The following is a 26,722-nucleotide window of genomic DNA, read 5'->3' as shown; positions in this document are numbered from 1 at the left end:
GCTGGAGCATCGTGCGGTGCTGGCCGGGGGCGGATCGCTTGCCGCGGGTGTCTCGGGCGAGGGGCGGACCGCGTTCCTGCTCACCGGCCAGGGTTCGCAGCGTGCGGGGATGGGGCTGGGGCTGTACGAGCAGTTCCCGGTGTTCGCCGAGGCCTTCGACGCGGTCTGCGCACGGCTCGACGTCCGGCTGGATCGCCCGCTGCGTGAGGTTCTGACCGATGGCGTCGACCTGGACCACACTGTGTGGGCGCAGGCCGGATTGTTCGCCCTTGAGGTCGCGCTGTTCCGGCTGGTGGAGTCGTGGGGTGTGACCCCGGACGTGCTGCTGGGGCACTCGCTGGGCGAGATCACCGCCGCGCACGTGGCCGGCATCCTCGATCTGGACGACGCGTGCGTGCTGGTGGCTGAGCGGGGACGGCTGATGCAGGCGCTGCCCGCCGGTGGAGGCATGCTCGCCGTCCAGGCCACCGAAGCCGAGGTTGCGGACTCCGGCCTGGACATCGCCGCCATCAACGGCCCGAACTCCGTGGTGCTGTCCGGCACCTCCGAAGCCATTGAGCGGTACGCGGCCCGATGCGCCGAGCGGGGCCTGAGGTTCAACGTGCTGTCGGTGTCGCACGCGTTCCACTCCGCGTTGATGGAACCGATGCTGGACGAGTTCTCGACCGTCCTGTCCGGTCTGACGTTCCATCCGGCCGAGGTCCCGGTTGTGTCGAACGTGACCGGTGCGGTGGCTGAGCCGGGGGTCATGCAGCGGCCGGAGTACTGGCTGAACCAGGTGCGTCAGCCGGTGCGGTTCGCGGACGGTGTCGTGGCGCTCGAAGCGATGGGCGTGGCGCGGTACGTGGAACTGGGCCCGGACGGCGTCCTGTCCGGCATGGCCCAGGAGACGGTCGGCGACGCGGTGTTCGCGCCGCTGCTGCGCAAGGACCGCGACGAGACGGACACCGCCTTGGGCGCGGTCAGTCGTCTGTGGACGTCCGGAGTCGACGTCGACTGGACGAAGCTGTTCGCCGACTGGGGCGGCAGGGTCGTGGACCTGCCGACGTACGTGTTCCAGCGGCAGCGGTTCTGGCCGGCGCCGGTCGTTCAGGCGGCGGGCGGTGATCTGGGCGACGCGGCGTTCTGGGATGCGGTGGAGCGGGAGGACCTGGAGGAGCTCGCGGGTCTGGAGTCGGCGCTGCCGGCCCTGTCCGCCTGGCGTCGGCGTCACCAGGAACGCTCGACCCTGGACTCGTGGCGTTACCGGGTCACGTGGAAGCCGCTGGACGGTCTGTCGTCGTCGGCGGTGCTGACCGGGGTGTGGGCGGTCGTCGGCACGGAGGATCCGGAGGTGTCTGCCGCGTTGGAGGCTGCGGGCGCGACCGTGGTCGGTGTCCCCGCCGAGGAAGTGTCAGGGCTGCCTGATGTGGCCGGTGTGGTGCTGTCCGCGTCCGGTTGGGCGGAGACGCTGGCCGTGGTGCAGGAGTTGGGTGGGGTGGCGGCCCCGTTGTGGGTGCTGACGCGTGGCGCGGTGTCGGTGGGCGGTTCCGACCGGCTCGGCGATCCGGACCTGGCGGCGGTGTGGGGTCTGGGCCGGGTCGCGGCACTGGAATTCCCGCAACGCTGGGGTGGTCTCATCGATCTGCCCGAGGTCCTGGACGCCCGGGCCGGTGCCCGGCTCGCCGGTGTCCTGGCCGGTGGTGATGAGGATCAAGCCGCCGTGCGTGGGTCCGGGGTGTATGGCCGCCGTCTGGCACGTGCGGTGCCGGCGGCTGTGGTCGGCGAGGGATGGCAGCCCTCGGGGACCGTCCTGGTCACCGGTGGCACCGGCGCGCTGGGTGCGGAGGTAGCACGGTGGCTGGCCGGTAGGGGTGTGCCGCACCTGGTGCTGACCAGCCGCGGCGGTGTGGCCCCGGACGGTCTGGTGGAGGAGTTGTCCGGGCTGGGCGCACAGGTCACCATCACTGCCTGTGACGTGGCCGACCGGGATGCCCTGGCCGCGGTGATCTCCGGTGTTCCGGAGCAGTGGCCGCTGACCGGCATCGTGCACGCGGCCGGGGTCGTGGACACGGAGGGACTGGAGCAGACGAACGCTGCGGCGTTCGCGGACGTGGTGCGTGCCAAGACCGAGGGCACGGTGCTGCTGGACGAGTTGACAGCGGATCTGCCGCTCGACTTGTTCGTGGTGTTCTCCTCGATCGCCGCGACGTGGGGCAGTGGCGGTCAGTCGGCGTACGCGGCCGGCAACGCCTTCCTCGACGCTTGGGTGCAGCACCGGCACGACCGTGGGCTTCCGGGGACGTCGGTGGCGTGGGGTCCGTGGGCCGGGGCCGGAATGGCCACGGATCCGGAAGCGGCCCGGAGTCTGCGCCGGCGTGGGTTGCTGCCGATGGATCCGGCCCTGGCGGTCCGGTCCCTGGCGGCGGCGGTGGACGGCCGGGAATCCTGCGTGACCGTCGCCGACATGGACTGGTCGGTGTTCGTCCCGGCCTTCGCCTCCTCCCGCCCCAGCGCCCTGCTCACCGACCTCCCCGAAGCAGCCGACGCACTCAAGGTCGTGTCCGGTGACGCTTTGAGGGGTGGACCGGGGTCGGGCCTGCGGCAGCGGCTGTTGGACGCACCCGCCACGGAGCGGGCTCGGATCGTGTTGGACATGGTGCGGGACCGGGCCGCCACGGTACTGGGACACGCGGGCGCGGAAGCGGTCGAGCCCGGCAGGGCATTCCGGGACCTGGGCTTCGACTCGCTCATGGCGGTCGAACTGCGCAACCTGCTGACCACGGACACCGGACTGTCACTGCCCGCGACCCTGGTCTTCGACCATCCCAGCCCCACCACCCTCACCGACCACCTGCTGTCAGAACTGGTGGGGGACACGCAGGAGGGCGCTGCTCGGGGGACGCGTGTCATGGGCGCGGCGCAGGACGAGCCGGTGGCGATCGTGGGCATGGCCTGCCGCTACCCAGGCGGTGTGACATCGCCGGAGCAGTTGTGGGACCTGGTCGCCGCCGGGGCGGACGGGATCACTCCGTTCCCGAATGACCGGGGCTGGCCCACCGGATTGGTCGACGCCACCGCCGCGGTCGGCGGGTTCGTCCACGACGCGGACGAGTTCGACGCCGCCCTGTTCGGCATCAGCCCCCGAGAAGCCCTCGCCATGGACCCCCAGCAGCGCCTGCTGCTGGAAACAGCGTGGGAGACCCTCGAATCAGCCGGCATGAACCCCCGGTCACTGCGTGGCGAGCGGGTGGGTGTGTTCGCGGGAGCGTCCTCGTCGGGATATGGCAGCAACGGTGTCGCCGGCGCCGAGGGGCATCTGCTGTCGGGGACCGCGAACAGTGTGATCTCCGGCCGCCTCGCCTACGTCTTCGGGCTGGAAGGCCCGGCCATGACAGTGGACACCGCCTGCTCGTCGTCCCTGGTCGCCCTGCACCTGGCCGCCCAGGCTCTACGGATCGGTGAATGCGATCTGGCGTTGGCCGGTGGCGTGACCGTGATGGTCTCCCCGGGTGCGTTCGCCGAATTCGACCGCCAGGACGGCCTCGCCTCCGACGGCCGCTGCAAATCCTTCGCCTCGTCGGCCGACGGAACAGGCTGGGCCGAAGGCGTCGGCCTCCTCCTCGTCGAACGACTCTCCGACGCCCGCCGCAACAACCACCACATCCTCGCCGTCCTACGCGGCAGCGCCGTCAACCAAGACGGAGCCTCCAACGGACTCACAGCGCCCAACGGACCCGCCCAGCAACGCGTCATCCACCAAGCCCTCGCCAACGCCCAGCTGACGACCACAGACGTCGACCTTGTCGAAGCCCACGGGACAGGAACACGTCTGGGTGACCCGATCGAGGCTCAGGCACTCCTGGCCACCTACGGCCAGAACCGTGACCAGGGCAACGAACCCCTCTGGCTCGGCTCCATCAAGTCGAACATCGGCCACACCCAGGCCGCCGCAGGCGTCGCAGGCATCATCAAAATGATCATGGCCATGCGGCACGGCCTCATGCCCGCCACCCTCCACATCGACCAACCCACCCCCCAGGTCGACTGGACAGCCGGCGCGGTGGAACTCCTCACCGAAGCGCGCGCTTGGCCCGAGACCGACAACCGGCCCCGCCGCGCCGCGGTCTCCTCCTTCGGTATCAGCGGCACCAACGCCCACGTGATTCTGGAAGAGGCTCTGGAGCCGGAACCGGCTCGGGAGCCTGTACAGACTTTCAGTCCAGGGCTGGTGCCCCTGGTCGTGTCGGCGAAGTCCGAGCCCGCACTGCAGGCGCAGGTGGAGCGGCTGCGGTCCTTCGCGGCCGAGCGGCCGGAGCTGGCTACGGTGGACGCAGCCTGGTCGCTGGCGACCACCCGAGCCGCGTTGGAGCACCGAGCGGTGCTGACCAGTAACACGACACTCGCCACTGGTATCGCCCGAGAGGGCCGAACCGCGTTCCTGTTCACCGGGCAGGGTTCGCAGCGTGCGGGAATGGGGCTGGGCCTGTACGAGCAGTTCCCGGTGTTCGCCGCAGCCTTCGACGCGGTCTGCGCACGGCTCGACGTCCGGCTGGAGCGCCCGCTGCGCGAGGTCCTGACCGATGGCGTCGACCTGGACCACACCGTGTGGGCGCAGGCCGGGCTGTTCGCCCTTGAGGTTGCCCTGTTCCGACTGGTGGAGTCCTGGGGTGTGGTCCCGGACGTGCTCCTGGGCCACTCCCTGGGCGAGATCACCGCCGCCCATGTCGCAGGCATCCTCGACCTGGACGACGCATGCACCCTGGTCGCCGAACGCGGCCGCCTCATGCAGGCCCTGCCCGCCGGCGGCGGCATGCTCGCCGTCCAGGCCACCGAAGCCGACGTCGCGGACTCCGGCCTGGACATCGCCGCCGTCAACGGCCCGAACTCTGTTGTCCTGTCCGGCACCTCCGAAGCCATTGAGCGGTACGCGGCCCAATGCGCCGAGCGGGGGCTGAGGTTCAACGTGCTGTCGGTGTCGCACGCGTTCCACTCCGCGTTGATGGAACCGATGCTGGAGGAGTTCGCGAGCGTCCTGTCCGGCTTGACCTTCCACCCCGCCCGCATCCCGGTCGTCTCGAACCTGACCGGTGAGGTGGCCGAGCCCGGTGTCATGCATCAGCCGGAGTACTGGCTGGACCAGGTCCGCCGCCCGGTGCGTTTCGCCGACGGTGTCACAGCCCTGCAAGCGATGGGCGTGACGCGTTACCTGGAACTCGGCCCGGACGGCGTCCTGTCAGGCATGGCCCAGGACAGCGCCGCCGACGCCGAGTTCGTACCAATGCTGCGCAAGGACCGTGCTGAGCCAGAAACCGCGCTCACCGCGATCAGCCACTTGTGGGCCTCCGGCACCGAAGTCGACTGGACGGCGGTGTTCGCCGGCTGGGGCGGCCGGGTGGTCGATCTGCCGACGTATGCGTTCCAGCGTGAGCGGTACTGGCCGCAGCAGGGTGTGTTCGGCGGGGATGCGGGTGCGCTCGGGATCGAGGGCGCCGGGCACGCGCTGCTGGGCTCCGTGGTGGCCCTGGCCGACGGAGAGGGCGTGGTCCTCACCGGCCGCCTGTCGGTGGACGCCCAGCCATGGCTGGCCGACCACCTCGTGCTGGACCGCATCGTGGTCCCCGGCACCGCACTGGTGGAAATGGCACTGCGCGCCGGCCAGGAAGCGGACTGCGGCCTGCTCCGCGAACTGGTGCTGCGTGCGCCCCTGGTGCTGCCGGACAGCGGCGGCGTCCAGGTCCAGATACGGGTCGATGATCCCGACCCCTCGGGCGACCGACCGGTCCACATCCACGCCCGCGCCGAAGGTACGGACGAGTGGACACTGCACGCTGCGGGCCTCCTCGCCGCGTCGGACACCGGAGCGCCCGGGTTCGATCTGGAGCTGTGGCCGCCGCAAAATGCCACGGCAGTCGACCTGGCCGGGTTCTATGACGTCCTCGCAAGGGCGGGCTTGGAGTACGGCCCGGCGTTCCAGGGCGTGCAGGCGGCCTGGCGCGACGCATCCGGTGTGTACGCCGAGGTCGCGGTCGCGGAGTCGGCAGACGGGTTCGGTATCCATCCTGCGCTGCTCGACGCGGCGTTGCATCCATCGGGACTGCTGCTCGGTGACGGCGAAGATTCCGGGGCGCGGCTGCCGTTCGCGTGGTCGGGTGTGGAGCTGTTCGCGGTCGGGGCGACCACGCTGCGGGTGGCGATCCGCCCCGAGGGCGAGAGCATCACCGTTCAAGCCGCAGACGGTACCGGTGCGCCGGTCGCAGCCATCCGTTCCCTGATGTCGCGTGGGGTGTCGGCTGAGCAGTTGGCTTCGGCCAGGCATGCCGGTGACGTGTTGTTCGCGGTGGAGTGGGTGCCGGTCTCGGCATCGCCTGGGGTCACCGCAACCGTCACGGAGGATGCTTCGGCGTGGACGGTGTTGCCGGCTGGTGACGGTCCGGTGGAGCAGGTCCTGGGTGAGGTCCTGCGTGGTGTGCAGGAGTGGCTGGCGGATGAAGGTTCGTTCGGCTCGCGTCTGGTGGTGGTGACGCGGGGCGCCATGCCCGCGGGTCCTGACGACACGGTCGATGTGGTGGGTGCGGCGGTGTGGGGTCTGGTGCGCTCGGCGCAGTCGGAGCACCCGGACCGGATCGTTTTGGTCGACACCGACCCGGCCACCGAAGAGCAACTGGACCTGGCGCTGTTGGCCGGTGTCGATGAGCCCCAGGTTGCCGTCCGGGACGGTGCGCTGTTGGTGCCCCGTCTGGCCCGTGCCGTGGGTGGCGAGCAGGTTGTGTCGCTGGACGGTGACGGCACCGTACTGATCACCGGTGGCACCGGCACCCTCGGCGGACTCCTCGCCCGCCACCTCGCCACCGAACACGGCATCCGCAACCTCCTCCTGCTCTCCCGCCAGGGCCCGGACGCCCCCGGCGCCACCGAACTGGTCACGGAGCTCTCCGAACTCGGCGCCCAGGCACGGATCGTGGCGTGCGACGCCTCCGACCGCGACGCTCTCGCAGCCGTCCTCGCGGACATCCCCACCGGGGCCCCGCTGACCGGCGTGGTGCATGCGGCGGGTGTCCTCGATGACGGTGTGTTCACCGCCCTGACCCAGGAACGCCTCGAAACCGTCCTGCGCGCCAAAGCCACCGCCGCCACCAACCTCGACGAACTCACCCGCAACACGGACCTCGCGATGTTCGTCCTCTACTCCTCGGCATCAGCCACCTTCGGTACTCCAGGCCAGGCCAACTATTCCGCCGCCAACGCCTACCTCGACGCCCTCGCCACCCGGCGTCGTGCGGAGGGCCTGCCCGGCCTGTCTGTGGCCTGGGGTCTGTGGGAACAGGCCAGCGGCATGACCGGTCACCTCCAGGACCGTACGGGCCGCCTCGGCTCCGGGCTGACGGACGAGCAGGGCCTGGCCCTGTTCGACGCCGCCCTCAACACGGACCGCGCCGACGTGGTGGCCATGCTCCTGGACACCCGCGCCCTCCGCTCCTGGAACGGCACCACCCCGATACCCGCACTCCTGCGCGGCCTCGTCCCGGCCGCCGTCGTCCGAAGGGCAGGTCGAACGGCCGGAGGCGAGCCTCAACTGCTGCGGCAGTTGGCCGGTCTGTCGTCGGCCGAGCGGGGCGCGCTGTTGCAGGACATGGTCCTCACCGAGGTGGCCCACGTCTTGGGGCACACCTCTGCGGATGCCGTCGGTGAGCGTCAGGCGTTCAAGGACCTGGGCTTCGACTCGCTCACCGCGGTGGAGCTCCGTAACCGGCTCAACGCCGCCACAGGGCTCCGACTGCCCGCGACACTGGTTTTCGACTACCCGAACGTGCAGGTGCTCGCCGGTCATCTGGCGGGGGCGTTGTCCGGTGCCGGTGATCCGGCCGTGGTGGCACCACGACGGCCGGTCCCGGTAGCCGCCGACGAGCCGATCGCGATCGTGGGTATGTCCTGCCGGCTGCCGGGCGGTGTGGTTTCCCCCCAGGGGCTGTGGGATCTGGTCACGGCCGGTGGTGACGGGGTGACGGACTTCCCGGACGACCGCGGCTGGGACGTGACCTGGGGCGGGGTCTCCGGATCCGGTGGCTTCGTCACCGGTGCCGGTGACTTCGACGCGGGGCTCTTCGGGATCAGCCCGCGTGAAGCGCTGGCCATGGACCCGCAGCAGCGGCTGCTGCTGGAAGGCGTCTGGGAGGCCTTCGAGTCGACGGGACTGGACCCGATGTCGCTGCGCGGTTCGTCGACCGGCGTGTACGCGGGCGTCATGTACCACGACTACGCCCAGAGTCTGGGTGTCGTTCCCGAGGGCGTGGAGGCCTTCCTGGCCACGGGTAACGCCGGAAGTGTGTTCTCCGGGCGGGTGGCCTACACCTTCGGGCTCGAGGGTCCGGCCGTGACGGTGGACACGGCCTGTTCGTCCTCGCTGGTCGCCCTGCACCTGGCTTCTCAGGCACTGCGGGCCGGTGAATGTGATCTGGCGGTGGCCGGTGGTGTGACGGTGCTGTCCACACCGGGCGTCTTCGTCGACTTCGCCCGCCAGGGTGGGCTGGCGTCGGACGGCCGGTGCAAGTCCTTCGCCGCCGCGGCGGACGGCACCGGCTGGGCAGAGGGCGCGGCCGTACTTGTCGTGGAACGGCTCTCCGACGCACGGCGCAACGGACATCACATCCTCGCCGTCGTCCGCGGCAGTGCCATCAACCAGGACGGCGCATCGAACGGCCTGACCGCGCCCAACGGTCCGTCCCAGCAGCGGGTGATGGGTCAGGCACTGGCCAACGCACACCTCACCGGCGCCGACATCGACATCGTCGAGGCGCACGGTACCGGAACCCGGCTCGGCGACCCGATCGAGGCGCAGGCGCTGCTGGCCACGTACGGTCAGGACCGTGGTGAGGGTGACGAGCCGTTGTGGCTCGGTTCCGTCAAGTCGAACATCGGTCACACCCAGGCCGCCGCCGGCGCGGCAGGCGTGATCAAGATGGTCATGGCCCTGCGACACGGTCTGATGCCGGCGACGCTGCATGTGGACGCCCCCTCCCCGCAGGTGGACTGGTCGGCGGGCGCGGTGGAACTGCTCACCGAGGCACGCCCCTGGCCCGGGGCAGGCCGGCCGCGCCGCGCCGCCGTGTCCTCGTTCGGCATCAGCGGCACCAACGCGCACGTCATCCTGGAGGAGCCTCCCACCGTGCAGGCCGTCGAGGCGGTGCCGACGCGTGCCGGGCGCCCCACTCCGATGCCGTGGCCGGTGTCGGCGAAGTCGGCGGACGCGTTGCGGGCGCAGGTGGAGCGGCTGCGGGAGTTTGTGGCGGAGCGTCCGGAGCTGGATGCGGTGGACGTGGGTTGGTCGCTGGCGACGACGCGGGCGGTGCTGGAGCATCGTGTGGTGCTGGCCGCTGGTGGGGATGTGCTTGCCGCTGGTGCGACGGTAGAGGGCCGGACCGCGTTCCTGTTCACCGGTCAGGGTTCACAGCGTGCGGGCATGGGTCTGGGCCTGTACGAGCAGTTCCCGGTGTTCGCGGAAGCCTTCGACGCGGTGTGTGCGCTGTTGGACGTCCGGCTGGAACGCCCGCTGCGCGACGTTCTGACGGATGGTGTCGACCTGGACCTCACCGTGTGGGCGCAGGCCGGTTTGTTCGCGCTCGAGGTCGCGCTGTTCCGGCTCGTCGAGTCGTGGGGTGTGGTCCCGGACGTGCTGCTGGGGCATTCGCTGGGTGAGATCAGCGCCGCGCATGTGGCCGGGATCCTGTCCCTGGACGATGCGTGCGTGCTGGTGGCTGAGCGGGGACGGCTGATGCAGGCGCTGCCCGCCGGTGGAGGCATGCTCGCCGTCCAGGCAACGGAAGCCGATGTCGCGGACTCCGGCCTGGACATCGCCGCCGTCAACGGCCCGAACTCTGTGGTCCTGTCCGGCATCACGGAGGCCATCGAGCACTACGCGGCCCGATGTGCCGCCCGCGGTCTGCGGTTCAACGTGCTGTCGGTGTCGCACGCGTTCCACTCCGCGCTGATGGAACCGATGCTGGACGAATTCGCCACGGTCCTGTCCGGCCTGACCTTCCATGCGGCGCGGATTCCGGTTGTGTCGAACGTGACCGGTGCGGTGGCCGAGCCGGGTGTCATGCAGCGGCCGGAGTATTGGCTGGACCAGGTGCGGCAGGCGGTGCGCTTCGCCGACGGTGTGACAGTTCTCGAAGCGATGGGCGTGACGCGGTACGTGGAACTCGGCCCCGACGGCGTTTTGTCGGGCATGGCCCAGGACACTGTTGTCGGCGCCGAATTCATACCCGTAGTGCGCAGGGACCGCGAGGAGACCGACACGGCGCTCACCGCGGCCGGCCGCCTGTGGACGTCCGGAGTTGATGTCCGCTGGACGGCGGTGTTCGACGGTTGGGGTGGCCGGGCGGTTGATCTGCCGACGTATGCGTTCCACCGGGAGCGGTACTGGCCGCAGCCGAACATGGGCGCGGGGGATCTGGCCGCTGTCGGCATGACGGGTGCCGAGCATGCCCTTCTGGGTGCAGCAGTGACGCTGGCCGAGGGTGACGGGGCACTGCTCACCGGCCGATTGTCGGTGGGTGCGCATGCGTGGCTGGCCGACCATCTCGTGCTGGACCGGGTTGTGGTGCCTGGTGCCGCGTTGGTGGAGATGGTGCTGCGGGCCGGTCAGGAGGTGGGCTGCGCTCTGGTACGGGAGTTGGTGCTGCGGGCACCGCTGGTGTTGCCGGAGTCCGGTGGCGTGCAGGTCCAGGTGCGGGTCGAGGGCCCGGACGCTTCGGGCGACCGGCCGGTCCATGTCCATGCCTCTACCGAGGGCACGGACGAGTGGGTGCTGCATGCGTCCGGTTCGCTGGCAGAACAGACCTCTTTGCAGGGGGACTTCGACCTGAGTGTGTGGCCGCCGCAGGGTGCGGATGCGGTGGATGTCGACGGTTTCTACGAGGCCTTGGCCGGGGTGGGCTTCGGCTACGGCCCGGTGTTCCAGGGTGTTCAGGCGGCCTGGCGAGATGGGTCCGGTGTGTACGCCGATGTGGTGCTGCCGGAGCAGGGAGTGGGCCAGGTCGACACGTTCGGTATCCACCCGGCGCTGTTGGACGCCGCGCTGCATCCGTCCGGTCTCGTCCTCGGCGACACCGAAGTCTCCGGGCCTCGGTTGCCGTTCGCGTGGTCGGGTGTGGAGTTGTTCGCGGTCGGGGCGACCGCGTTGCGGGTGGCGATCCGTCCGGAGGGCGAGGGCATCACCGTGCAGGCGGCCGACGGGACCGGTGCGCCGGTTGCGATCGTCCGTTCGCTGGTGTCGCGTGAGGTTTCGGCGGAGCAGTTGTCGTCGGCCGGGCACGTGGATGAGGCGTTGTTCGCGGTGGAGTGGGTTGCGTTGCCGCCGGGTGGTGTTGCTTCCGGCGACCCGGAGGATGCTTCGGCGTGGACGGTGTTGCCGGCTGGTGACGGTCCGGTGGAGCAGGTGCTGGGTGAGGTCCTGCGTGGTGTGCAGGAGTGGCTGGCGGATGAGGATTCGTTCGGCTCCCGCCTGGCGGTGGTGACCCGGGGTGCGGTTCCGGCAGGGCCTGGTGCGGTGGATGTGGTGGGTGCGGCGGTGTGGGGTTTGGTGCGCTCGGCGCAGTCGGAGCACCCGGATCGGATCGTGCTGGTCGACACCGACCCGGCCACCGAAGAGCCTCTGGACCTGGCGCTGTTGGCCGGTGTCGACGAGCCGCAGATAGCCGTCCGTGACGATGCGCTGTTCGTGCCCCGTCTGGCCCGTGCCGTGGGCGGCGAGCAGGTTGTGTCGCTGGACGGTGACGGCACCGTGCTGATCACCGGCGGCACCGGCACCCTCGGCGGACTTCTGGCCCGCCACCTCGCCACTGAACACGGGATCCGCCACTTCCTCCTGCTCTCGCGCCAAGGCTCGGACGCCCCCGGCGCCACCGAACTGGTCACCGAGCTCTCCGAACTCGGCGCCCAGGCACGGATCGTGGCGTGCGACGCCTCCGACCGCGACGCCCTCGCCACCGCCCTCGCCGACATTCCCACCGAGGCCCCGCTGACCGGCGTGGTGCATGCGGCGGGTGTCCTCGATGACGGTGTGTTCACCGCCCTGACCCAGGAGCGCCTGGAAACGGTCCTGCGGGCGAAGACGTCCGCCGCTGCGAACCTGGATGAGCTGACCCGCGACACGGACCTCGCGATGTTCGTGCTGTATTCCTCGGCGTCGGCGACGTTCGGTACTCCGGGCCAGGCCAACTATTCGGCTGCCAACGCCTACCTCGACGCCCTCGCCATCCGCCGCCGTGCGGAAGGCCTTCCTGGTCTGTCTCTGGCCTGGGGTCTGTGGGAGCAGGCCAGCGGCATGACCGGCGGACTCGTCGACACCGACCGGTCCCGGGTGACCAGTGCCGGCGCCGCCCTGTCCACAGAGCAAGGACTCGCTCTCTTTGACACAGCTCTGACACGCCCGGCGGCACACCTGGTGCCGATCAGTCTCGATCTGGCGGTGGTGCGGGCGGGTGGTGAGGTTCCGGCGTTGTTGCGTGGTTTGGTGTCGGGTCGGGTGCGGCGTGGGGTTGCGCAGGCGTCGGGTGCGGGGTTGGCGTTGGCGCAGCGGTTGCGGTCGGTGTCTGGTGTTCAGCGTGGGCAGATGTTGTTGGAGCTGGTGCGTGGTAGTGCGGCGGCGGTGCTGGGGCATGCGTCGGCTGATGCGGTGGGTGAGCGTCAGGCGTTCAAGGATCTGGGTTTTGATTCGTTGACCGCGGTGGAGTTGCGTAACCGTTTGACCGGGGCTACGGGTTTGCGGTTGCCGGCGACGTTGGTGTTCGACTATCCGAGTCCGGTGGCGCTGAGTGAGCGTCTGTTGTCGGAGTTCTTCGGTGGGTCGGAGGCGGTTGCGGAGCCGGTGCGGCAGGTCGCGGTGGCCGGGGCGGACGAGCCGTTGGCGATTGTGGGTATGGCGTGCCGGTTGCCGGGCGGGGTGGGATCGCCCGAGCAGTTGTGGAATCTGGTCGCCGACGGGGCGGACGGCATGTCCGCGTTCCCGGGGGATCGGGGATGGCCGGTGGAGGTGTCCGGCGTCGCTAGCGGTGTGGGTGGGTTCGTCGATGAGGCGGATCGGTTTGACGCTGCGTTGTTCGGGATTTCGCCGCGTGAGGCGTTGGGGATGGATCCGCAGCAGCGGTTGCTGCTGGAGGCCGCGTGGGAGACGTTCGAGTCGGCGGGGATGGATCCGCGTTCTCTGCGGGGGCGGAGTGTGGGTGTGTTCGCGGGGGCGTTGTCGTCGGGGTATGTGGCTGGTGGTGAGGGGCATGTGCTGTCGGGTGCGGCGAACAGTGTGATTTCTGGCCGGGCGGCGTATGTGTTCGGGTTGGAGGGGCCGGCGGTGACGGTGGATACGGCGTGTTCGTCGTCGTTGGTGGCGTTGCATCTGGCGGGGCAGGCGTTGCGGTCGGGTGAGTGCGACATGGCGTTGGCCGGTGGTGTGACGGTGATGGTTTCTCCGGCTGCGTTTGTGGAGTTCGACCGGCAGGACGGGCTGGCTGCGGATGGTCGGTGCAAGGCGTTCGCGGGTGCAGCGGACGGGACGGGGTGGGCCGAGGGTGTGGGCCTGTTGTTGGTGGAGCGGTTGTCGGACGCTCAGCGCAAGGGGCACAAGGTTCTTGCGGTGGTGCGGGGCAGTGCGGTGAACCAGGACGGTGCGAGCAATGGTCTGACGGCGCCGAACGGTCCCTCGCAGCAGCGGGTGATCCGTCAGGCGCTGGCGAATGCCCGGCTGACCGGCGCGGACGTTGATGTGGTGGAGGCGCATGGGACGGGGACGCGGCTGGGTGACCCGATCGAGGCTCAGGCGTTGTTGGCCACGTATGGCCAGGACCGCGGTGAGAGTGGCGAGCCGTTGTGGCTGGGGTCGGTGAAGTCGAACATCGGTCACACCCAGGCCGCTGCGGGTGTCGCGGGCCTGATCAAGATGGTCATGGCGATGCGGCACGGCATGCTTCCGGCGACACTGCATGTGGATGAGCCGTCGCCTCAGGTGGACTGGTCAGCGGGCGCGGTGGAACTGCTGACGGAGGCGCGTTCCTGGCCTGAGGCCGGTCGGCCGCGCCGTGCGGGTGTGTCCTCGTTCGGTATCAGCGGCACCAACGCGCATGTGATTCTCGAGGCGCCGCCTCAGCCCGAACCGGCAGCACTCGATGCGACGCCGCTGGCTCCGGACCTGGTGCCGTGGCCGGTGTCGGCACAGTCCGATGCCGCGTTGCGTGCGCAGGTGGAGCGGCTGCGGGAGTTTGTGGAGGAGCGTCCGGAGCTGGATGCGGTGGACGTGGGTTGGTCGCTGGCGACGACGCGGGCGGTGCTGGAGCATCGCGTGGTGCTGGCCGCTGGTGGGGATGTGCTTGCCGCTGGTGCGACAGTAGAGGGCCGGACCGCGTTCCTGTTCACCGGTCAGGGTTCACAGCGTGCGGGTATGGGTCTGGGGCTGTACGAGGCGTTTCCGGTGTTCGCGGAAGCCTTTGACGCGGTGTGCGCACGGCTTGACGTCCGGCTGGAGCGTCCGCTGCGTGACGTTCTGACGGATGGTGTCGACCTGGACCTCACTGTGTGGGCGCAGGCCGGTTTGTTCGCCCTTGAGGTCGCGCTGTTCCGGCTGGTGGAGTCGTGGGGTGTGACCCCGGACGTGCTGCTGGGGCACTCGCTGGGGGAGATCACTGCCGCGCATGTGGCCGGGATCCTGTCCCTGGACGATGCGTGCGTGCTGGTGGCTGAGCGGGGACGGCTGATGCAGGCGCTGCCCGTCGGCAGTGGCATGCTCGCCGTCCAGGCTACCGAGGCCGATGTCGCGGACTCCGGTCTGGACATCGCCGCCGTGAACGGCCCGAACTCTGTGGTCCTGTCCGGCACCACGGAAGCCATCGAGCACTACGCGGCCCAATGTGCCGCCCGCGGTCTGCGGTTCAACGTGCTGTCGGTGTCGCACGCGTTCCACTCCGCGCTGATGGAACCGATGCTGGAGGAGTTCGAAACCGTCCTGTCCGGTCTGACGTTCAACCCTGCGCGGATTCCGGTCGTGTCGAACGTAACCGGTGCGGTGGCCGAGCCGGGTGTCATGCAGCAGCCGGAGTACTGGCTGAACCAGGTGCGGCAGCCGGTGCGCTTCGCCGACGGCGTGACAGTTCTCGAAGCGATGGGCGTGACGCGATACGTGGAACTCGGCCCGGACGGCGTCCTGTCGGGCATGGCCCAGGACACAGTCGTCGGCGCCGAGTTCATACCCGTAGTGCGCAAGGATCGCGAGGAGACCGACACGGCGCTCACCGCGGCCGGCCGCTTGTGGACGTCCGGAGTTGATGTCCGTTGGACGGCGGTGTTCGACGGTTGGGGTGGCCGGGCGGTTGATCTGCCGACGTATGCGTTCCACCGGGAGCGGTACTGGCCGCAGCCGACCATGGGGGCCGGGGACCTGGCCGCTGTAGGTCTGGCAGGTGCCGGGCACGCCTTGTTGGGTGCGGCTGTAGAGCTTGCCGATGAGGGCGCGGTGGTGCTGACCGGTCGGCTCGCGCTGGGTGCACAGTCCTGGCTGGCCGAGCATCTCGTGTTGGACCAGGTTGTGGTGCCAGGTGCTGCGTTGGTTGAGATGGTGCTGCGGACTGGTCAGGAGGTGGGCTGCGGTCTGCTGCGGGAGTTGGTGCTGCGGGCGCCGTTGGTGTTGCCGGAGTCCGGTGGCGTCCAGGTGCAGGTGCGGGTCGAGGGCCCGGATGCCTCGGGCGACCGGCCTGTGTACGTCCATGGCCGCGCCGAAGGTACGGACGAGTGGGTGCTGCATGCGTCCGGTTTGCTGGCAGAACAGATCGCTGTGCAGGCGGACTTCGACCTGAGTGTGTGGCCGCCGCAGGGTGCGGATGCAGTGGATGTCGACGGGTTCTACGAGGCGTTGGCCGAGGTGGGCTTCGGTTACGGCACGCTGTTCCAGGGTGTTCAGGCGGCCTGGCGCGATGGGTCCGGTGTGTACGCCGATGTGGTGCTGCCGGAGCCGGGAGTGGGCCAGGTCGACACGTTCGGTATCCACCCGGCGCTGTTGGACGCTGCGCTGCATCCGGCCAATCTCCTGTCCGAAGGGCCGGGGGAGCAGGGGCCCCGGCTGCCGTTCGCGTGGTCGGGTGTGGAGCTGTTCGCGGTCGGGGCAACCATGCTGCGGGTGGCGATCCGTCCGGAGGGTGAGGGCATCACGGTTGAAGCCGCTGATGGGACCGGTGCGCCGGTCGCGGTCGTCCGTTCGCTGGTGTCGCGTGAGGTTTCGGCGGAGCAGTTGTCGTCGGCCGGGCACGTGGATGAGGCGTTGTTCGCGGTGGAGTGGGTTGCGTTGCCGCCGGGTGGTGTTGCTTCCGGCGAGGCGGAGGATGCTTCGGCGTGGACGGTGTTGCCGGCTGGTGACGGTTCGGTGGAGCAGGTGCTGGGTGAGGTCCTGCGTGGTGTGCAGGAGTGGCTGGCGGATGAGGATTCGTTCGGCTCCCGTCTGGCGGTGGTGACCCGGGGTGCCATGTCTGCTGGTAGCGATGCGGTCGTGGACCCGGTGGGTGCGACGGTGTGGGGTCTGGTGCGCTCGGCGCAGTCGGAGCATCCGGATCGGATCGTGCTGATCGACACCGACCCGGCCACCGAAGAGCAACTGGACCTGGCGCTGTTGGCCGGTGTCGACGAGCCCCAGGTCGCCATCCGCGACGGTGCACTGTTGGTGCCCCGTCTGGCCCGTGCCGTGGGTGGCGAGCAGGTTGTGTCGCTGGACGGTGACGGCACCGTACTGATCACCGGTGGCACCGGCACCCTCGGGGGACTCCTCGCCCGCCACCTGGTCACCGAACACGGCATCCGCCACCTCCTCCTGCTCTCCCGCCAGGGCCCGGACGCCCCCGGCGCCGCAGAACTCACCACGGAGCTCTCCGAACTCGGCGCCCAGGCACGGATCGTGGCGTGCGACGCCTCCGACCGCGACGCTCTCGCAACCGTCCTCGCCGACATCCCCACCGAGGCCCCGCTGACCGGCGTCGTGCACGCAGCCGGTGTTCTCGACGACGGCGTCTTCACCGCCCTCACCCAGGAACGCCTGGAAACGGTCCTGCGGGCGAAGGCCACCGCCGCCGCGAACCTGGATGAGCTGACCCGCAACACGGACCTCGCGATGTTCGTCCTCTACTCCTCGGCATCGGCGACCTTCGGCACCCCCGGACAGGCCAACTACTCTGCCGCCAACGCCTACCTCGACGCCCTCGCCACCCGCCGCCGTGCAGAAGGCCTGCCCGGCTTGTCTCTGGCCTGGGGTCTGTGGGAACAGGCCAGCGGCATGACCAGTCATCTCCGCGACCAGCTTTCGAGCGGGATGTCGACGAAGCAGGCCCTGTCGTTGTTCGACACAGCACTGGGGTATGCCGAGGCGCAGTTGCTGCCGGTCAATCTGGATCTGGCGGTGGTGCGGGCGGGTGGTGAGGTTCCGGCGTTGTTGCGTGGTTTGGTGTCGGGTCGGGTGCGGCGTGGGGTTGCGCAGGCGTCGGGTGCGGGGTTGGCGTTGGCGCAGCGGTTGCGGTCGGTGTCTGGTGTTCAGCGTGGGCAGATGTTGTTGGAGCTGGTGCGTGGTAGTGCTGCGGCGGTGCTGGGGCATGCGTCGGCTGATGCGGTGGGTGAGCGTCAGGCGTTCAAGGATCTGGGTTTTGATTCGTTGACCGCGGTGGAGTTGCGTAACCGTTTGACCGGGGCTACGGGTTTGCGGTTGCCGGCGACGTTGGTGTTCGACTATCCGAGTCCGGTGGCGCTGAGTGAGCGTCTGTTGTCGGAGTTCTTCGGTGGGTCGGAGGCGGTTGCGGAGCCGGTGCGGCAGGTCGCGGTGGCCGGGGCGGACGAGCCGTTGGCGATTGTGGGTATGGCGTGCCGGTTGCCGGGCGGGGTGGGATCGCCCGAGCAGTTGTGGGATCTGGTCGCCGATGGGGCGGACGGGCTCTCGGTGTTCCCGGCCGACCGGGGTTGGCCGGCGGATCTGGTGGACCGGGGTGCCGGTGTAGGTGGATTCGTCCATGACGCGGCCGAGTTCGATGCGGGCCTGTTCGGGATTTCGCCGCGTGAGGCGTTGGGGATGGATCCGCAGCAGCGGTTGCTGCTGGAGGCGGCGTGGGAGGCGTTCGAGTCGGCGGGGATGGATCCGCGTTCTCTGCGGGGGCGGAGTGTGGGTGTGTTCGCGGGGGCGTTGTCGTCGGGGTATGTGGCTGGTGGTGAGGGGCATGTGCTGTCGGGTGCGGCGAACAGTGTGATCTCTGGCCGGGCGGCGTATGTGTTCGGGTTGGAGGGGCCGGCGGTGACGGTGGATACGGCGTGTTCGTCGTCGTTGGTGGCGTTGCATCTGGCGGGGCAGGCGTTGCGGTCGGGTGAGTGCGACATGGCGTTGGCCGGTGGTGTGACGGTGATGGTTTCTCCGGCTGCGTTCACGGAGTTCGACCGGCAGGACGGGCTGGCTGCGGATGGTCGGTGCAAGGCGTTTGCGGGTGCGGCGGACGGGACGGGCTGGGCCGAGGGTGTGGGCCTGTTGTTGGTGGAGCGGTTGTCGGATGCTCAGCGCAAGGGGCACAAGGTTCTTGCGGTGGTGCGGGGCAGTGCGGTGAACCAGGACGGTGCGTCGAATGGTCTGACGGCGCCGAACGGTCCGTCGCAGCAGCGGGTGATCCGCCAGGCGCTGGCGAACGCCCGGCTGACCGGTGCGGACGTTGATGTTGTCGAGGCGCACGGCACCGGAACCCGTCTCGGTGACCCGATCGAGGCTCAGGCGCTGTTGGCCACGTATGGCCAGGACCGCGGTGAGACCGGTGAGCCGTTGTGGCTGGGGTCGGTGAAGTCGAACATCGGTCACACCCAGGCCGCTGCGGGCGTCGCGGGCCTGATCAAAATGGTCATGGCGATGCGGCACGGCATGCTCCCGGCGACGTTGCACGTGGATGAGCCGTCACCGCAGGTGGACTGGTCGGCGGGCGCCGTGGAACTGCTCACGGAGGCACGTTCCTGGCCTGAGGCCGGTCGGCCGCGCCGCGCGGGCATCTCGTCCTTCGGTATCAGCGGCACCAACGCGCACGTCATCCTGGAGCAGGCTCCGGAGTCCGTCGAGCGGGAGCCGGTGGCCGAGCCGTCGGTGCTACGTCCCGGGCTGGTGCCGTGGCCGTTGTCGGCGCAGTCCGATGCCGCGTTGCGTGCGCAGGTGGAGCGGCTGCGGGAGTTCGTGGAGAAGCGTCCGGAGCTGGATGCGGTGGACGTGGGTTGGTCGCTGGCGAGGACGCGGGCCGCGCTGGAGCATCGTGTGGTGCTGGCCGCTGGTGGGGATGTGCTTGCCGCTGGTGCGACGGTAGAGGGCCGGACCGCGTTCCTGTTCACCGGTCAGGGTTCGCAGCGTGCGGGCATGGGTCTGGGCCTGTACGAGCAGTTCCCGGTGTTCGCGGAAGCCTTCGACGCGGTGTGTGCGCTGTTGGACGTCCGGCTGGAGCGTCCGCTGCGTGAGGTTCTGACCGATGGTGTTGACCTGGACCACACTGTGTGGGCGCAGGCCGGATTGTTCGCCCTTGAGGTCGCGCTGTTCCGGCTGGTGGAGTCGTGGGGTGTGACCCCGGACGTGCTGCTGGGGCACTCGCTGGGCGAGATCACTGCCGCGCACGTGGCCGGCATCCTCGATTTGGACGACGCGTGCGTGCTGGTGGCTGAGCGCGGCCGACTCATGCAGGTACTGCCCGTCGGCGGCGGCATGCTCGCCGTCCAGGCCACCGAAACCGACGTCGCGGACTCCGGCCTGGACATCGCCGCCGTGAACGGCCCGAACTCTGTTGTCCTGTCCGGCACCTCCGAAGCCATTGAGCGGTACGCGGCCCAATGCGCCGAGCGGGGCCTGAGGTTCAACGTGCTGTCGGTGTCGCACGCGTTCCACTCGGCCTTGATGGAACCGATGCTGGACGAGTTCGCAGGCGTCCTTGCCGGGCTGACGTTCCACCCGGCCGAAATCCCGGTCGTGTCGAACCTGACCGGTGAGGTGGCCGAGCCCGGTGCGATGCAGAAGCCGGAGTACTGGCTGAACCAGGTGCGGCAGCCGGTGCGCTTCGCCGACGGTGTCACAGCCCTCGAAGCCATGGGCGTGACGCGGTACGTGGAACTCGGCCCCGACGGTGTCCTGTCGGCCATGGCCCAGGACACCACAGCCGCAGCCCAGTTCATCCCCGTACTGCGCAAGGACCGCGACGAGACTGACACGGCGCTCACTGCGGCCGGTCGGATGTGGACGTCCGGAGTCGACGTCGACTGGACGGCAATGTTCGCCGGCTGGGGCGGCAGGGTCGTGGACCTACCGACGTATGCGTTCCAGCGTGAACGGTTCTGGCCGGAGCTTTCGCTGACGGCCGCGGCGGGCGGTGGCGGTGACCTGGTGGATGCCGCGTTCTGGGACGCGGTGGAGCGCGAGGACCTGGAGGAGCTCGCCGGTCTGGAGTCGGCGCTGCCGGCCTTGTCCGCCTGGCGGCAGCGTCACCAGGAACGGTCGACGCTCGATTCGTGGCGTTATCGGGTCACGTGGAAGCCGTTGGATGGTCTGTCGTCGTCGGCGGTGCTGACCGGGGTGTGGGCGGTTGTCGGGACGGAGGCCCCGGAGGTGTCCGCGGCGTTGGAGGCTGCGGGCGCGACTGTGGTCGGAGTCCCCGCCGAGGAGGTGTCAGGTCTGCCTGACCTGGCTGGTGTGGTGCTGTCCGCTTCCGGGGTGGCGGAGACGCTCGCTGTGGTGCAGGAGCTGCGCGAGGTTACGGCGCCGTTGTGGGTGCTCACACGTGGTGCGGTGTCCGTGGGTGGTTCGGACCGGATCGGCGATCCGGGCTTGGCGGCGGTGTGGGGTCTGGGCCGGGTTGCGGCGTTGGAGGTGCCGGACCGTTGGGGTGGTCTCATCGACCTGCCGGAGGTTTTGGACGCCCGGGCGGGTTCCCGGCTTGCCGGCGTTCTGGCCGCTGCTGTTGGTGGTGAGGATCAGGTTGCGGTTCGTGGTTCGGGTGTGTTTGGGCGTCGTCTGGTTCGTGCGGTGCCGGCCGGGGTGGTGGATGAGTCGTGGAATCCGTGCCCGTCGGGGTCGGTGCTGATCACTGGTGGTACTGGGGCGTTGGGTGTGGAGGTGGCGCGTTGGCTGGCGGGTCGGGGTGTTCCGCACCTGGTGTTGACCAGCCGCGGCGGTGTCGCCCCGGACGGTCTGGTGGAGGAGTTGTCCGGGCTGGGCGCACGGGTCACGGTCGCCGCCTGTGACGTGGCTGACCGGGATGCGCTGGCCGCTGTGATCGACGGTGTGCCCGTCGATCTGCCGCTGACCGGAATCGTGCATGCGGCGGGTGTGGTGGATGACGGGTTGTTGGAGGGTTTGTCGGCGGGGCGTTTGGTGTCGGTGATGGCGCCGAAGGTGGATGGGCTGGTGAATCTGGATGTGGTGACGTCGGGTTTGCCGGTGGAGTGGTTGGTGGTGTTCTCGTCGTTGGCGGGGACGGTGGGTAGTGCGGGTCAGGGTAATTACGCGGCGGCCAATGCGTGTGTGGATGCGTGGGTGGAGTGGCGTCGTGGGCGTGGTTTGCCGGCTGTGTCGGTGGCGTGGGGTCCGTGGGCCGAGGGGGGTATGGCGGCCGACGGTGTGGTGGTGGAGCGGTTGCGGCGTGGTGGTGTGCGTCCGTTGGACGTGGAGTTTGGTTTGCGGGTGTTTGGTGAGGCGGTTCGTGGTGGTGTGGATGTGACGGTGGCGGATATCGACTGGGAGCGTTTTGTTCCTGGGTTCGTGGCGGCGCGTCCCAGTCGTCTGCTGGCGGAGCTTCCGGAAGTGGCCGCTGTCTCCCCGGTGTTGCCGGCGGGAGGTGGCGGGCCGAGTCTGCGGGAACAGCTTGAGGGTGTGCCGGAGGGCAGGCGTCGCCAGGTTCTGCTGGATGTGGTGCGGAGTCAGGCGGCTGCAGTGCTGGGTCATTCCGGTGTGCAGGCGGTGGAAGCGGATCGTGCCTTCAGAGATCTGGGCTTCGACTCGCTGATGGCGGTCGAACTGCGCAACCTCCTGGCTGCGACCACGGAGCTGCCGTTGCCGACCACCCTCGTCTTCGACCACCCGACGCCTGACGCTCTCGTCGACCACCTCCGTGCGGAACTGGCCGGTACGGGAGCGGCGGTGGCGTCCGGTGCGGTGGCGCCGTCGGCGGGAGCCGATGAGCCTCTTGCGATCGTCGGGATGGCGTGTCGCTTCCCGGGCGGAGTGGGATCGCCCGAGCAGTTGTGGGATCTGGTCGCCGATGGGGTGGACGGGCTGTCGGTGTTCCCGGCCGACCGGGGATGGCCGACGGAGGTGTCCGGCGTCGCGAGCGGTGTCGGCGGGTTCGTCCAAGACGCGGCCGAGTTCGATGCCGCGTTGTTCGGGATCTCGCCGCGTGAGGCGCTGGCGATGGATCCGCAGCAGCGGATGCTGCTGGAGACCGCGTGGGAGGCGTTCGAGTCGGCGGGGCTGGACCCGCGGTCGCAGCGCGGCCGCAGTGTGGGGGTCTTCGCCGGAACCAACGGCCAGGACTATGCGCAGGTTCTCGCGGCGTCGCAGGACGCCGGTGACGGGCACGCGGCTGTCGGGAACGCGGCGGCGGTGCTGTCCGGCCGGGTCTCGTACGCGTTCGGGCTGGAGGGCCCGGCGGTCACCGTGGACACGGCGTGCTCGTCGTCGCTGGTGGCGTTGCACTGGGCTGGGCAGGCGCTGCGGGCCGGTGAATGCGAACTCGCCCTGGCCGGTGGTGTGACGGTGATGGTCACCCCGGGAGCGTTCGTGGAGTTCGACCGGCAGGACGGTCTGGCGTCGGACGGCCGGTGCAAGGCGTTCGCGGCGGCGGCCGACGGGACGGGCTGGGGCGAGGGTGTCGGTCTGCTGCTGGTGGAACGGCTCTCCGACGCACGGCGCAACGGACACCGGATCCTTGCGGTGGTACGGGGCAGCGCCGTCAACCAGGACGGCGCGAGCAACGGTCTGACCGCCCCCAACGGTCCCTCCCAACAGAGGGTGATCCGCCAGGCCCTCGCCAACGCACACCTCACCGGCGCCGACATCGACGCCGTCGAGGCCCACGGCACCGGAACCCGGCTCGGCGACCCGATTGAGGCGCAGGCACTGCTGGCCACGTACGGCCAGGACCGTGGCGAGGGCGACGAGCCGCTGTGGCTCGGTTCCGTCAAGTCGAACATCGGTCACACCCAGGCGGCTGCAGGTGCGGCAGGCGTGATCAAGATGGTCATGGCGCTGCGGCACGGTCTGATGCCGGCGACGTTGCACGTCGACGCCCCCTCTCCTCAGGTGGACTGGTCGGCGGGTGCGGTGGAGCTGCTGACCGAGGCGCGTCCCTGGCCCGAGGCGGGCAGGCCGCGCCGGGCGGCGGTGTCCTCGTTCGGCATCAGTGGCACCAACGCGCACGTCATCCTGGAGCAGGCTCCGGAGTCCGTCGAGCGGGAGCCGGTGGCCGAGCCGTCGGTGGTACGTCCCAGGCAGGTGCCGTGGGTGGTGTCGGCGAAGTCCGAGGCGGCATTGCGGGCACAGATTGAACGGCTGCAGTCGTTCGCCGCGGAACGGCCCGAGCTGGATCCGGTGGACGTCGGCTGGTCGCTGGCGACGACGCGTGCCGCGCTGGAGCATCGTGCGGTGCTGGCCGGGGACACGACACTTGCCACGGGGGTCGCCCGAGAGGGGCGGACCGCGTTCCTGTTCACCGGTCAGGGTTCGCAGCGCCCCGCCATGGGTCTGGGCCTGTACGAGCAGTTCCCGGTGTTCGCCGAAGCCTTCGACGCGGTGTGTGCACGGCTCGACGTACGGCTGGAGCGCCCGCTGCGCGCCGTCCTGACCGACGGCGCCGACCTGGACCACACCGTGTGGGCGCAGGCGAGCCTCTTCGCCCTCGAAGTCGCCCTGTTCCGGTTGGTGGAGTCCTGGGGTGTGGTCCCGGACGTGCTCCTGGGCCACTCGCTGGGTGAGATCACCGCCGCGCACATGGCAGGCATCCTCGACCTGGACGACGCGTGCCTCCTGGTCGCCGAGCGCGGCCGGCTGATGCAGGCGCTGCCCGCCGGCGGTGGCATGCTCGCCGTCCAGGCCACCGAAGCCGATGTCGCAGACTCCGGCCTGGACATCGCCGCCATCAACGGCCCGAACTCCGTTGTCCTCTCCGGCACCACCGAAGCCATCGAGCGTTACGCGGCCCGCTGCGCCGAGCAGGGACGGCGGTTCAACGTCCTGTCGGTGTCGCACGCGTTCCACTCCGCCCTGATGGAACCGATGCTGGGCGAATTCGCAGGCGTCCTTGCCGGCCTGACCTTCCACCCGGCCGAAATCCCGATCATCTCGAACCTCACCGGAACCATCGCCGAACCCGGACTGATGCAGCGGCCGGAGTACTGGCTGAACCAGGTGCGGCAGTCGGTGAGGTTCGCCGACGGTGTCACAGCTCTCGAAGCGATGGGTGTGACGCGGTACGTGGAACTCGGTCCGGACGGTGTCCTGTCAGGCATGGCCCAGGACACCACAGCCGCAGCCCAGTTCATCCCCGTACTGCGCAAGGACCGCGACGAGACCGACACCGCCTTCACGGCGGTCGGCCGCTTGTGGACGTCCGGAGTCGATGTCGACTGGACGGCGATGTTCGCCGGCTGGGGCGGCAGAGTCGTGGACCTACCGACGTATGCGTTCCAGCGTGAGCGGTTCTGGCCGGAGCTTTCCATGATGGCCGCCGGTGGCAGCCCGGATTCGGCGTTCTGGGATGCGGTGGAGCGCGAGGACCTGGAGGAGCTCGCCGGTCTGGAGTCGGCGCTGCCGGCCCTGTCCGCCTGGCGACAGCGTCACCAGGAACGCTCGACGCTCGACTCGTGGCGTTACCGGGTCACGTGGAAGCCGCTCGACGGCCTGTCGTCGTCGGCGGTGCTGACCGGGGTGTGGGCGGTCGTCGGCACCGAGGACCCGGAGGTGTCCGCAGCGTTGGAGGCCGCGGGCGCGACCGTGGTCGGAGTCCCCGCCGACGAAGTGTCAGGACTGCCTGACCTGGCCGGTGTGATCCTGTCCGCATCCGGGGTGACGGAGACGCTCGCCGTGGTGCAGGAGCTGCGCGAGGTCACAGCGCCGCTGTGGGTGCTGACGCGTAGCGCGGTGTCGGTGGGCGGTTCCGACCGGATCGGCGATCCGGACCTTGCGGCGGTGTGGGGTCTGGGCCGGGTCGCGGCGCTGGAGATGCCGGGCCGCTGGGGCGGTCTCATCGACCTTCCCGAGGTCCTGGACACCCGGGCGGGTGCCCGGCTGGTGAGTGTCCTGGCTGCCGGTGGTGGTGAGGATCAGGTCGTGGTTCGCGAGTCCGGGGTGTTCGCCCGTCGGCTGGCTCGTGCGGTATCTGTCGCGGTGCCGGGTACTCCGTGGAACCCGGACCCGTCCGGCACTGTGCTGGTCACAGGCGGTACAGGCGCCTTGGGCGCGGAGGTGGCCCGCTGGCTGGCCGGCCGGGGTGTACCGCACCTGGTGCTGACCAGCCGCGGCGGTGTCGCCCCGGACGGTCTGGTCGAGGAGCTGTCCGGACTGGGCGCGCAGGTCACCATCACTGCCTGTGACGTGGCCGATCGGGATGCTCTGGCCGCGGTGATCGACGGTGTGCCCGTCGATCTGCCGCTGACCGGCATCGTGCACGCGGCCGGTCTCGACCTCCCGCAACGGATCGAGGAGGCCACTCCCGAGGCGTTCGCTTCCGTTCTGCGGGCGAAGGTCGACGGAACCAAGCATCTGGACGAGTTGACCTCGAATCTGCCGCTGGACCTGTTCGTGGTGTTCTCCTCGATCGCAGCGACGTGGGGCAGCGGCGGCCAGTCGGCGTACGCGGCCGGCAATGCCTTCCTCGACGCCTGGACACAGCACCGACACGACCGCGGCCTTCCGGGAACGTCGATCGCGTGGGGCCCGTGGGCCGGGGCCGGGATGGCCGCGGATCCCGAAGCGGCTCAGAGTCTGCGCCGGCGTGGCCTGGCACCGATGGACCCGGCCCTGGCGATCCGGGCCCTGGCCGAGTCGGTCGACCACGGTGACAGCAGCCTCACGGTCGCCGACGTCGACTGGACACGCTTCGCCGAGGCCTTCACACTCCTGCGGCCCAGCCCACTGCTCCACGACTTCACCGGAACAGCCGAAGCCCTGAACGCGCCCCAGGAGGAGGACGGTGGTGCGAGCGCTGCCGAACTGCGCGCACGACTGGCTTCGTTGAGTTCTCAGGAGCAGGAGGCGGAACTGTCGGAGATGATCCGCCGCGGCATCGGCGCCGTGCTCGGCTACAAGTCCGTGGAGGACATCGACAGTCGGCCGTTCCGGGATCTCGGGTTCGACTCGCTGACGGCGGTCGAGTTCCGCAATGTGCTGGCGAAGGACAGCGGGCTGCGGCTCGCCTCGACGATCGTGTTCGACCATCCGACGCCGGCCGTGCTCGCGCGTCACTTGCTCGACGAGCTCGGTGGGAGCGGCGCCGACGTGGCCGAGCCCATGATCAGCGCGCTGGACGAGCTCGATGCGGCCTTCGCCACAGGCCGGACGGACGGACTGCTCCGGGCGCGGGTGACGGTACGGCTGCAGGCGTTCCTGGAGAAGTGGACGGCCGGAGAGGTGGCGGACGGCGAGTCCCTGGCCACGCGGATCGACGCGGCCGGTGACGACGAGCTCATCGCCCTCATCGAGAAGGAGCTCCGCGACGGCGGGGAATAG

1 protein-coding gene (running past one end of the window) is annotated in these 26,722 nt (G+C 69.8%); it reads left to right on the top strand.

Features of this window, described 5'->3' with window-relative positions; all coding sequences use genetic code 11:
• Nucleotides 1-26,722, top strand: the 3' portion of a protein-coding gene (locus ACFW9O_RS19500) for a type I polyketide synthase (RefSeq protein WP_384610816.1). The gene continues 1,562 nt to the left of window position 1, outside the view; 26,722 of the gene's 28,284 nt are visible here — the last part of the coding sequence; the start codon falls outside the window, past its left edge; the stop codon is at nucleotides 26,720-26,722.

Origin of the sequence: Streptomyces sp. NPDC059499 (assembly GCF_042749285.1) — a bacterium.
Taxonomy (GTDB): Bacteria; Actinomycetota; Actinomycetes; order Streptomycetales; family Streptomycetaceae; genus Streptomyces.
Note: the sequence above shows the minus strand (reverse complement) of the source record. Positions and strands in the feature narration are given on the sequence as shown.